Annotated in this window: 9 protein-coding genes; 3 read left to right on the forward strand and 6 right to left on the reverse strand. The window is 53.1% G+C overall.

The features are described 5' to 3' along the window. Positions 1-567: 567 nt before the first annotated feature. Genes cas6e through casA form a run of 5 tightly spaced genes read right to left on the reverse strand, consistent with a single transcriptional unit; the run spans position 568 to position 5459 of the window. The gene (cas6e, locus tag HMPREF2674_RS08960) at positions 568-1248 is read right to left on the reverse strand and encodes a type I-E CRISPR-associated protein Cas6/Cse3/CasE (protein WP_070825471.1); all 681 of its coding nucleotides are present in this window, start codon (positions 1246-1248) and stop codon (positions 568-570) included. After that, positions 1245-1994, reverse strand: a complete 750-nt coding sequence (gene cas5e, locus HMPREF2674_RS08965) for a type I-E CRISPR-associated protein Cas5/CasD (protein WP_084824474.1) — start codon at positions 1992-1994, stop codon at positions 1245-1247. The genes cas6e and cas5e overlap by 4 nt, the downstream gene beginning before the upstream one ends. Beyond that, a complete protein-coding gene (cas7e, locus tag HMPREF2674_RS08970) occupies positions 1994-3127 on the reverse strand; it encodes a type I-E CRISPR-associated protein Cas7/Cse4/CasC (RefSeq protein WP_070825472.1) in 1134 nt (377 codons plus the stop codon). The genes cas5e and cas7e overlap by 1 nt, the downstream gene beginning before the upstream one ends. A gap of 30 nt (positions 3128-3157) precedes the next feature. Then, the gene (gene casB, locus HMPREF2674_RS08975) at positions 3158-3784 is read right to left on the reverse strand and encodes a type I-E CRISPR-associated protein Cse2/CasB (protein WP_070825473.1); all 627 of its coding nucleotides are present in this window, start codon (positions 3782-3784) and stop codon (positions 3158-3160) included. Continuing rightward, a complete protein-coding gene (gene casA, locus HMPREF2674_RS08980; protein WP_070825474.1) occupies positions 3777-5459 on the reverse strand; it encodes a type I-E CRISPR-associated protein Cse1/CasA in 1683 nt (560 codons plus the stop codon). The genes casB and casA overlap by 8 nt, the downstream gene beginning before the upstream one ends. 369 nt (positions 5460-5828) lie before the next feature. Here casA and HMPREF2674_RS08985 point away from each other — a divergent pair, with 369 nt between their 5' ends. After that, positions 5829-8921: a CRISPR-associated helicase/endonuclease Cas3 gene (locus HMPREF2674_RS08985; protein ID WP_070825475.1), complete on the forward strand. Its 3093-nt coding sequence runs from the start codon at positions 5829-5831 to the stop codon at positions 8919-8921. Positions 8922-9051: 130 nt separating this feature from the next. On the opposite strand, the gene zapE is transcribed toward HMPREF2674_RS08985, so the two are convergent. Beyond that, positions 9052-10101 (reverse strand): cell division protein ZapE, encoded by a 1050-nt coding sequence (zapE, locus tag HMPREF2674_RS08990; RefSeq protein WP_070825476.1) that lies wholly within the window; start codon positions 10099-10101, stop codon positions 9052-9054. Between the two features lie 442 nt (positions 10102-10543). Between zapE and HMPREF2674_RS08995 the strand changes: the two genes are divergently transcribed. Both HMPREF2674_RS08995 and HMPREF2674_RS09350 read left to right on the forward strand, forming a co-directional pair. After that, complete coding sequence (locus HMPREF2674_RS08995; RefSeq protein WP_070825477.1) at positions 10544-11266, forward strand: DUF6318 family protein; 723 nt, start codon at positions 10544-10546, stop codon at positions 11264-11266. A gap of 8 nt (positions 11267-11274) precedes the next feature. Continuing rightward, positions 11275-11874, forward strand: a 600-nt coding sequence (locus tag HMPREF2674_RS09350) for a hypothetical protein (protein WP_141761830.1), incomplete at its 3' end; no start/stop codon positions are given.

Below are 11874 nucleotides of genomic sequence, written 5' to 3' on the forward strand. Positions count from 1 at the left end.
GGGCTCATCCCCGCTCGCGCGGGGAACACACCGACCTTCTCCAAAATTCCACCCCTGAAGCGGGCTCATCCCCGCTCGCGCGGGGAACACATGCCGAGCACGCGCCCCCAGTGATTGTCCTCGGGCTCATCCCCGCTCGCACGGGGAACACCGAAGGGGTACAGGCCCGCGTTTTCCCAAGTGGGGCTCATCCCCGCTCGCGCGGGGAACATCCTACTGCCCTTGCAGATTTCTGGGGTAAGGTCGGCTCATCCCAGCTACTGCGGGGAACATACCAGTCCGACGCGGCCGAACCAGTCGTCGCCCGGCTCATCCCCGCTCGCGCGGGGAGCACGTAGAGCCATAGGACCCAACGTAGAAACCGTACGGCTCATCCCCGCTCGCGCGGGGAACACACTGACATCGCTGGTATAGCGGAGGGTACCCCGGGATCATCCCCACTCGCGCGGGGAACACTCTCCCATCGCACGGATAGCTGCCTGAGGGTCAGGCTCATCCCCGCTCGTGCGGGGAACACAAGCAAAACATTGTCCCGCACAGATTAGCTCCCCCTCTGCTCCACAGCACTCATCGGGACAGAGGCACCAACGTTAGAAGGCCCATACCGTACGCCTTGCCCCTGCCCATACCGGAAAGCAGAGACTTACGGAACAGCTCAACATCAGTGATGCGAAGAACGCCGTCAAACTGAGCCTTACGGTGAGTCACCTTACCGACCTTACCCTCAGCATTACGGCGGGCAAACGCAAGGTCCTGACGAGAAGAAACCATCGGGCACTCCTCAATATCCTGACCCTCAACAGTAGGAATTACTTCAAATCCCCACTGCGGAGCACGCTCACGAATCCACGCCCGCTGCTGGGCAACAGTCACGTGCGGGAACACCTCACGCTTACCCGTCTGCTGATTCGTATGACGCTTCACCGGGTTCGCGGCAAGACGGAAAGCCCACTCCTGACCGTTCTCCAGCTTCGCCAACAAACGACCATAATGAACGCTCTCACCAGGGCGAGTCTGCCAACCAGCCTGCTCCACAAGAGCCGAAAAATCAGGCTCCTCAGGGCTCAGCATATACAGAACCGGAGCATGCTTAGACTCATCCAAACGCCACAGAATGCGACCCTCAGAATAATCCGTATCCGGCGGCAAAGTCGCCATCACAGCTGCATGCATCGCCTGCGGGCTACGCAATAACTTCCATGCACCACGATGCTGAGGATTAATCATGAAACAAGAAAAGTATGTCATGCGTCCTTTACTACCTTCATAATCTTATTTTCAGAGAAAGCGTCAGAAGATTCGTGTCCCTTAGTTTTCTTCTTCCAAGGAGGTTTCCATCCCTGGGGATTATCAACTTGAACAGGTTTGACCAACACAACCTCACGTGAAGTATACTGACGATGCTCCGGGCTGAAGCTCACCGGAATATCCTGCACTCGATCTCCACGTTCACCTGGCTGAGCATCTCGCAAAATAGGGAGCTCCACAGCATCAATAAAATCTTTACGGCGATACTCAGGAACCTGCCACTCCAACGAACGCAGAGCCTCCTCAGCAGATTCCTCACGGATGCCCAGAACAAGGTCGTAACCAGCCGGGCATGAACGCCGCCCAAGATACAGCGGATATACGGGCTTCTTCAGCGCAGATTCGATAGCCTCAATCTGTTCACGTTCGCTTTCCAGGGCCACCACAAAAACAGCATCTGAAAGGTACATACGAGCAGAGAGAAGCGCATCTCCCTTAGGATTCTTAACCCAATTCTTAGCGGTCTGATAGTCACGAATCAAGGTGCCAGGAGCATCCGTACGCACCGCGAACTTCAGCGAAACCAAATCATCAACCGGCTCGTTACGCGAGCGCCCCAGGGCAGCAGCGACCATTCCAATCACGCCAGATTTGCTCGGCTCATGTCCAGCATCACGGCGACGGAAACGGCTCTGAGTGCCCCATGATTGCAACGGCCCGCTCATCTTCAAGAGCAGGGTAGGCATTAGGACTCCTGAGAGGTGAGAGCAGTCAGCTGAGCTTCCAGGGATTCCAGCAAACCCTTCAGAGTGACAGACTCGCCCAGACCAGCCAGTTCTTCCTTGAGGTCACCCAAAGCCAGAACATACGAAGCAACCGGCTCGTAACCGTATGCTTCTTCAATGTTCTTAGCCTCAGATGCGAGCGCACGAGCAGCAGCCAGGCGGCGGCCCTCAACCTCGGTGATAGCCTTCTCAAAGGCATTCACATAGGAGATGGGGCGGTCGTTGCGAACGGTTACGATAACCGCATCAGGCAGGGTGCGTGCAGCAAAAGAGTTCTGCTTACCGGTAGGCATAGATTCAATGAATGCACGCACAAAAGCCAGGGTTGCTTCAACGCTTACAGAAGCATCGCCCAGGTTAGCGTTCAGTGCATCCAGGTTGATATTGGCGTAGCGGTAGAAGGTACTTGAAGACATCTCAACGGTGCCAATCATGCCAGCGCCGGTAGCGTCATCGGAGGCGCGAACTACATCATCCACAGCGGTGTAGTAATCAAAATCAGGTTCAGAACCGTGAACGCTCAAAGCGTGTGCTACCTGACATGCTGCGTCAACGTTGAAGTCGGCTGCTTCTGCCACCATACGGCCAAAGAGCGCAATTTCAATACCATGTTCGGTATTAAGAATCTCCTTGACCTGCTTCGGAGGAATCTTCTCACCGTTTGCCTCAATAATTGCCTGCGCGAGCTTATCAATCTGCTGGTTGCTCAAAAACAAAGCAGCATTTGAAACAGCACGATCTGAAATCCTCTTGTCGCCTTCCTGCTTTTCAAGCTTAACGTGCTTCTTAGAATTTCCTACAGCAGTAAAAGCCTGGACAACAGCGTCCTCGGCCGAATCCGCGTCGAATTCGGGTGCAGAACTCAGGATGCGTGCTACTACTTCGTCGGCAATCAGGCGAGTACGTACACCCAGCTTTGAACGGTCAAGGTGCGATTCAAAATAGCGGCGAATAACAGACTTCCAAGCCTGGCTGGAAACACGCTGACGCTGAATACCACCGAAGAAAGCAGACTTCGGGCTGCCGGTATCATCACGGTTAATATTCGACGGAGGGATGGTCTGCAGGGCATGAATATCGATAAAGGTAGTCATGATTTTGTCCTTATCAGTTAGAAGTAATAGTTACTCAGTCGTTTTAGAGTCTTCAGAGCGCGGAGGTACCAAACCATAGGAGAATTCACTGTTCCACCGGTAAAGCACATTCTTACGGGTCGAGGGATTCTGCAGGTACATGTAGTCCACCGCAAATTGGCCGTAATTAAAGGCAATACTTTTAGAGCGGAGAAGAGTAATAAGGCTACGCAGGTAATGCTGGCGAGCATTCTCCGTCTGAGCGGTCAGTAGAGAATCAAAACGCTTCTTCATTGAGCTCGTGGTATTACCAACCAGCTTGCCAACAGCACGACCAAAGGAAACCTTAGCATCATGCATGGGCTGATTCTGCGACTGCTGGTGCAGGGCAAAAAGCGTTAGAGCAGTATATGCAGCAATCTCCGCGTCATTAGGCTTGTCACCCTTACCACGACATTGCTCGGGAAATGCTTGCTTATCTTCTTTATCCTCATTCTCCAACACCAACACCATGCCCATTAGGTGGGGATAGCCCGTTGGAACTTTTCCAGCACCTCGACGAAGCTGTGCAAGCTCAGCAATAGCGGCGGAGACGCCAGCGTCTTTCTGAAGATAAAGACGATTAATCTTAGTGCTAACAAAACGTTGCAGTGCATCTTGTTTAGTCATATCACTCATAAGGTTCCTCCCTGTTAGAGCGAGAAGCGGAGTCTTGGTATGCCAGAGGAATAATCTTTAGTAGCTGTCTAAACAGCAACCGTTCTGCACGTGCGACGTTGTAAAGAACGTCGTTACCTGATGAGTCCTTACCGAAAGTACCCACCATAGCTTTAGGGCCTGCATTGTCTTTAAGCAGGTCCGCTTCATGCTTGATTACGGCATGTACATGGCGTTGCCATTCCTTCTTCTTCTCAGTGATATCCTCTGTTGCTCGCTGGTCTGCGAGCCAGAGGCGGAAAGCATCTTCCATACGGTTCAGAAGAGCTTCGGTAGCATCCGCCCGGAACTCATATTCCCGACCCGCAGCTTGCAGAAGCTGCCCAGCAAACTGCCCAAGAGCAATTGCCGCGTCCATAGTGGCTCGAATACTCTCACGCACCATATGAGACACACTCAGTCCTTCGTCAGCCAGTAAGGAAAGCTCAAGAGTCATAGAATCAGAAATGACATTCTCAATCACAGCATTTTGGTTGCCATATTCAACACCTACTAGCTGAACCTTCACCTCAGCATCAGCCGGGAAATGTCTTCCCAAACCCAGCTGACGAATCACAGGAGCAGGCTTATTCTGCTTCTCCGATTCCGGGGTGAGACGAGTCAGCAGAGCATCAGCACCACGCCACAGGGTACGTTCAGTCGAATGAGCCTGAGGCATCCACACCTGTTCGGTTTTCGACGACTGATTCTTGCTGTACCGATACCCGGTCAGAGGGTCAGCATAGGTATTGCGGTCAAACCACTTATCACCGTTAGAGATAAGTACCGAGGTAACTCGCTCGCCGTCATGATATAGACGGACACGACGCGACTGCCAGGTCAGAATCTCGCACATACCACTCGCGGGTACCGGCTGATCCTTATATTGAGCTGCAGGACCACCAGTGTACGCACGCGGTGCCGCAGTATCAGGCTTATCACGTTCCCACACTGGCTTATCGTATTCCAATGACTCTTCAGTCAGCTGCGCGTACTCGATGTTGTACAGCAAAGTCTCCATCAAATTCGCACCATGAATAATCACCTTGCCAGTCGTACCGTACCAGCCAACGCCCAGGGGGTACCCTCTACCTCCCCTAACGCGGGGGTCACCTACCGCGCCCGATTTAATACCCGAGTAATCGTAAGCCTGAATAGTAACCAAACGCCGCGCAGCTTCGGCATAGCTTAGAGATTTCAAAGTTTTCTCAGCGCACAACGAATAATGCTCACTCTCCGAATCCAAGAGCAAGCGGCTTACAGGCTTCGTAACCCCCCTTGCCGTGTGCAAGTCATATACCTGCATGAAAGGGCGGTCGCCACCTAACAACCAGAAGCGGTCATTGAATTCTTCAAGGTACTGCAGAACTCCGGATAAGTTATCGGCATTAGGCTTCCGCATCTGGCGAATCCAGTTGGGCGAACCTCCAAAATTCTCAATTTCATTATTCCTAAGCGTTGCACGCGCAAGGATGACAAGGGCAACACCCAGAATCGCTGTATCTTGCAATGGATCACCGGTATCAATCGCCTGGATATCGTAGGAACCAACGAATAAGTCCCTCAAAGACACCTCGGTTGTTTCCCCTGACGACAGAAGCACAGGCACCCAACATTCACTATTCAGGTTATACTGCGGCTCTTCCAGCTCAACCACTCGCGCTCCTTTCTCCTTCGAAGTCAGCTCGCCGTCAAATGACGAACAAACAGGCACAAATATGGTTTCTGACCCACAATGAAAGTAGATCGATTATCTGCTCCTTGCCAGAAGGTTCTTATGGAGCCTTCATAGGCTTGATGACTTCATCATAGGACCGAAGAGAAGGTTAAGTCAATGGATTAACAAATTTATAAGTACACATTTAAAAATTTTTCAATACACTAGAAACAGATGCAGAATCCCCGCTAACGCAGGGACCACATTAACAAACCATAAGTACACTGGCTCATCCCCGTCTGCTTCGGGGAACATACACCTCGCACCGTAGCAAGGCCTATACTAGTTTACCGTCTAAGGAGAATTGTAATGCCTGAATCCGACCGACTTTCTACATCTGCAACAGCCGCATTCTGGGCTAAAACCGGGATTCAAGATTCCTCTACTGAAGAGAATAAAGAATCTATGTCCGAAGGACTCTCACTCGTTCAACATATGCTCGATACTGGTTCTGTTGCCGCCCGGCTCTGGGATACATGGCTCGCCCCCGGTCTGCAGAAGCGGTTCAGTGAGCACCTCCACCTTTCTACGGAAGATACGCGCGCGCTCGTCTGCTGGCTCGCAGCCACCCATGACATGGGCAAGGCTACCCCCGAATTCGCATGTCAATTCGGCAAACAAGAAAACGGTAAACATCTTAGTGTTTACCGCGAACGTATTGAGCAAGAGAAGTTTGACATCCCCGAGGGACTCATACCTTCCAAAAAAGATGCACAATGCCCTCACAGCAAGTACAGCCAGAGCATTCTCATTGACCTACTCACTAAAAATGTTGTAGGCATGCCGCCTGAAGTTATTATAACTCTCGCTAGCATCTCTGGTGCACACCACGGCATACCTGCAGGTTATTTCCCCAAGTCTGACTCGTTGAGTAACCGTATTTTGAATGACCTCTCCCCCAAGTCCAAGTGGCGTGCTGCTTGGCAGGAACTCTATGACATCACTCTGGAACGCTTTGGCGCGTCCTCGGCACTACAGCAGCTAGCGCAGCACGGACAGGCTATCCCCGTCTCCGCGCAGTTCTGCATTACCGGTTTTGTCATCATGTCAGACTGGATTGCTTCAAACCCTGATTTCTTCCCCATGGGGACCTTCGGCTCAGCTGAACAAGAACAGCGAGCGCGCATCGGCTGGCAGGCACTCGGGCTTGAACAGCGCTGGACCGCTGCGTTGGATACTAACCCCGACACCCCTGCAGCTGATCTCTACGCATCCCGTTTTGGGTGGAGCAACCCGACCCTGCGCCCCATGCAGGAAGTCGTAGTTGAAGCGGCACGCTCCATGCAAAGCGGCGGCATGATGTGTATCGAAGCGCCGATGGGTCAGGGTAAAACTGAAGCTGGCCTCATCGCTGCAGAGTTCCTTGCGCAGGCAACCGGTCGCACCGGAGTAGCCTTCGCGGCACCAACCCAGGCGACTTCTAATGCTCTCTTTGACCGTGTTATCGAATGGGTGAAATACCAGACAGCCGATGTGGCGCAAGAACAGGGTGAAGCTATTGAGCCGCGCTCCATGTTCCTGGGCCATTCCAAGAACCGATTCAACAAATCCTATGAAGCACTCTCCGAGGCAGATATTTTCGACGAATCCCCCACCCCTGGACGAGAAAACAATCGAAAAACGCTACACCCCGGAACGTCTCTCGCACGACACAGCTGGCTCAGCGGCACTAAGAAGGGGCTTCTCTCCAGCTTCGTTGTGTGCACCATCGACCAGGTGCTCATGACCGCGTTGCAAGCACGGCATGTGATGCTCCGATACCTTGGCCTTGCATCCAAGGTCGTCATCATTGATGAGGTGCACGCCTACGACGCATACATGAGCAAGTACCTTTCTACTGCACTCTACTGGCTGGGTCAGATGAACGCACCCGTCATCCTCATGTCAGCAACCCTGCCGTCAGACATTCGTAATGAACTCATGAAGAGCTATGCCAAGGGCCTAAAGATTGGAACAAAGCCACTTAAGCTAACAACATATAGCCACCCCACCCTCGATCTGGATTACCCCGTCATCCACACGCTCACCGCCGAGGATAACGGAACTCCCAAGAAATGGAAGGTTGAACAGCCAGCAGAACAAACCGAAATTGAGCTGAAGCTCATTGACGACAGCCCCGAAAGCGTCCTGCATGTGCTCGAGCCGCTCGCTAACGACCATGGATGCGCCGCAATCATCTGCAACACCGTTGGACGAGCCCAGGAAATGCACGCATTCCTGAGTGAACAGTTCGGTGAAGAGCATGTTATCCTCACGCACTCTCGCTTTACCGCCACGCATCGCGCCGAGCAAGAAGAACTCCTTGTCTCAAAGCTCGGCAAAAAGGCTCACTACAGCGAAGCTGACGGGGAGGATTCTTCGCGCCCGCACCGCCTCATTGTGGTGGGTACGCAGGTCATCGAGCAGTCGCTTGACCTGGACTTTGACGTGATGATTACCGACTTCGCGCCGGTTGACCTGGTGCTTCAGCGTATGGGACGTCTGCACCGTCACGATAGCCGCAGCAGCTCAGAACGCACCCCCGCATACCGCAAGCCGGTGTGCTACGTGCGAGGAGTTGAAACTTTCGGCTCACAAGATAAGAGACCCCGTTTCCCCGATGGGTCCAAAGCAGTCTATGAGCCGAAGATTCTGTTCAGTAGCTACGCGCAGCTACTCCCCCACTTCGACGGTGAACCGATTCGAATTCCGGCAGACATCAGTCCACTGGTGCAGAAGAGTTATCAGAAAAGCATGTCGGACGAGATTCCTAAAAGCTGGGCTGGTGGTTACATGAGCGCAGAACAAGAGTATCTACAGAACCAGAAAAACGCGATAACTAGGGCCTCAAATTATCTGCTTCGCGTACGTACCCCAGATGATAGAACGATGGCAGATTGTATGCAACGTCTTCTCGAGCCTGTCGACCGGCGGTTCTCTGACGACCAAATCGGCGAGGCAAAGGTTCGCGGCACCTACGCATCCCTAGAAGTTATCGCAATCATTGTGGAACGGAGCCAACCGGACAATCCCAAGAGTGCGATTAAGAGCTACCGGCTCTTGCCTTCTATCAGCGGCACAGACGAAGCTGATTCCCTCCGATTTAATGCTTCAGATAATGCGCCTCCAGAGTACCAGCAGAGCATGCAACTTGCGGCTTCATCCATTCGACTCCCCTACCAGTACTCAGATGCACCCAATCACCGCACCGAGGGTGGTACACCCCGATTTAACGCCGCATTGAAACAGCTGGAAGAGGAACGGATCAAAAGTTGGAAGGACTCATTCGTTCTGAAAAGGCAGCTCATCCTGCCTTTTGAAGAGGTCGAAGCAGGCGTGTACTCGTACAGGCTCTGCGATTACGAACTGGTGTACACCACCAAGCTAGGCCTGCAGAGCATCGGCCCTAAGAATAAAAACTAGCCAAGACAAACAAAGACCCCCGCCGGATCCTCTCGTGGAGCATCCGGCGGGGGTCTTTACTATATAAACTTTTCGGCGCGATTCACCCTACGCAGTTCACACTGCGGGGTTTCGCAGCGTCAGGCGGCGGCTACTCAGATTCGCCGAGCAGACCCTCACGAGCCAGCGCGGTCAAACGAGACACCGCACGGAAATACTTCTTCTGGTAACCACCAGCCAGCATCTCCTCAGTAAACACCTTGTCAAAAGGCACACCCGAAGAAACAATCGGCAGGTCCTTGTCATACAGGCGGTCGGCCAGCACCACAAAACGCAACGCCACCGACTGCTCAGTAATCGGGCGAACATCACGCCACGCAACACCCTGCAGACCGTCAATCAGCTGACGGTAACGCGAGGGGTGAACCTTTGCCAGATGCTCCACCAGGTCCGCGAAGTTATCGACGCCCACCGTCTTACCGGCGAACACCTCCTCAACCTTCGCGTCAAACTCGGCGTCTGCTACAGGCTCCGGTGCGGCGGGCAGGCCACGGTGACGGAAGTCCTCACCATCCACGCGGTGCACCTCAAACTGCGAGGACAGAACCTGAATCTCACGCTTAAAGTCCTCCGCCGCGAAGCGACCCTCACCCAGGGCACCCGGCAGAGTATTCGAAGTCGCCACAAGCTTCACGCCGGCATCGGCCAGCTCACGCATCAGGCGGGACATGAGCACCGTATCGCCCGGATCGTCCAGCTCAAACTCGTCGATGCACACCAGCTTGTAGCCGCTCAGCGCCTCAACCGTCTTGCGGAACGTCAGCGCGCCCACCAGGTTCGTGTACTCCACGAACGTGCCGAACGCCTTCGGGCCGTCCACGTAATGCCACAGCGAAGCCAGCAGGTGGGTCTTACCCACACCAAAACCGCCGTCAAGGTACAGGCCGGCCTTCGAAGTGTCCTTCTTCTTACCGCCAAAGAGTCGACCAAAGAAGCCGCCGCCGGAGCCGCCGCCGTTAATCTTGTCGCCAAAATCCTTGAGCTTCTGCACCGCTTCAGCCTGCGAAGGCTGGTTCGGGTCGGGGATATAGGTGTCGAACGAAACCTCTCCAAAACGCTCTGACGGGCGGAAACCTGCCAGCAGCTCATCGGCAGACACGCGCGGGATGCGGTCGGTCAAATGTACGGTCGTGGTGGGCACAAAAACTCTTTTCTTCAGTGACGGCGATGTGACTTTCGTTTTAAGTGTAGTACTGCCTAACACCCCGCGTGAGCCGCATGAGTTGCCCGCCACATTATGAGTAAGGCGATGCGCCGGATGCAGTTGGCAGGTCTGAGAGGTCGAGGTTGCCTCGCCCCCTCCCCCAATACCCTCTGAACCAACACTTCTCTCAATCAACACACTCCGAAGACCTACTTGATAGCGAAAGTATTCCAATATCTATATCTAAACTTCACAAACTACAAAAGACTGCAAAATATGGCAAACATCCTGTAAGGTGGTCTCAGGACCCAAAGCGATGCACCGGTGCATCGACAGCATGGAATACCTAGCCAGAACACTTTCGAGGCACGTCGCCGTACCTAAAGAAAGCTTCTCGACTAGTACATACACACCATCACCGACGATTGGAGCACCCCTAATGGGACCTGAATCCGTTTTGACCCGCCGTGCGCTGCTGAGCGGCGGCGCACTCTTCGGCCTGACCGGACTGCTTGCGGCATGCGGTCAGCAGGCCGCTAATGAGGCTGCCGGCTCGACTTCTTCCGCCACGCCGAGCGAGACCGCTACGGCCTCGGCTTCGGCTACCGAGGCGTCTTCGGCCTCAGCTACTCCGAGCCCTGTCATTACCCGCGGCTACTCCGGTGGCTCGAAAGCCCCCGATGGTGAGTACCGCAAGGCGGACGGTTACGGCCCAGCCCAAAATGTCCCCAAGCCCCGCAATGAGCCTGCGCAGTACCCTGAAACCGAAGAGGGTCTCATTCACATGATGGAAGACTGGCTGGTTGCCCACAACTACGGTACACAAACCGGTGACTGTTCTTATGCCTATAAATATATTACGCAAGAAACAGAAGAATATAAATCATACAAATATTTGGAATCTCTTTATAGTCGCGGAGGATGGATTATTGGAGGACTGGAATCTTATCAGTCTGAAGGTTCTCTGATTTATGATAGCCAGAAGAAAAATTACCGAATGAAGTTTCGTATCCTGTGGTCAACAGTCACATATGTAAATCCTGATGGCCATCTCGAAATGGATGCTAATACGGATACGAAAAACGATTCTTTTTACTTTCTGTTTACGTATTCTAATGGATATTGGAAGATTGTAGGTTCTGAAGATGTGGAGCAAAAATGAAATCCTTCATGAAGAATATTAAGAATATAAATATTATTCTGTACGCTTCTATTTTTGCAGTAAATATGACGTGTAGCGCTCCGATTGCAATGGCAGCTGAATGTACGAGTCAAAATTCTAATGGCCATTGCATTAAGGTACCCGGGGAGAATCCCCCATCGAAAGATAACCACACGAAGCGTTCCAGAACTACTGACCATTCTCGACAGGTAGACATTTCAGACGGTAATACTGCCTCCACGACTTCAGTGGAAGCATCGCGGCAGGCCTGGGATAAAGAACATCCTAAAACAGTTGACGGTATGGGGCAGGTCTACCATATGACCTCCCACGCCGCGCGCAGAGCGGGCGATGCTGAATGCTACTCCGAGGACCAGCGTCCGGGTAAACCCATACGCATCCTAGAACAACCCGCAACCGGCGAAGCTGCAAACTACAACCTAAAAACCGGGTTCTCAACATACTGCCAACCCAACGACACTAAAACCCTCACCCCCACCAACCCCAAAGAAACCCCCAAGGGACCCACTATCGAAGAAATGCTCCAAGAAATCGAGGACCAATTCGCTAACACCAACATCCAGGCCCCTGTTTTGAAGCAGTCCTAC

Source organism: Rothia sp. HMSC062F03 (assembly GCF_001836905.1).
Taxonomy (GTDB): domain Bacteria; phylum Actinomycetota; class Actinomycetes; order Actinomycetales; family Micrococcaceae; genus Rothia; species Rothia mucilaginosa_A.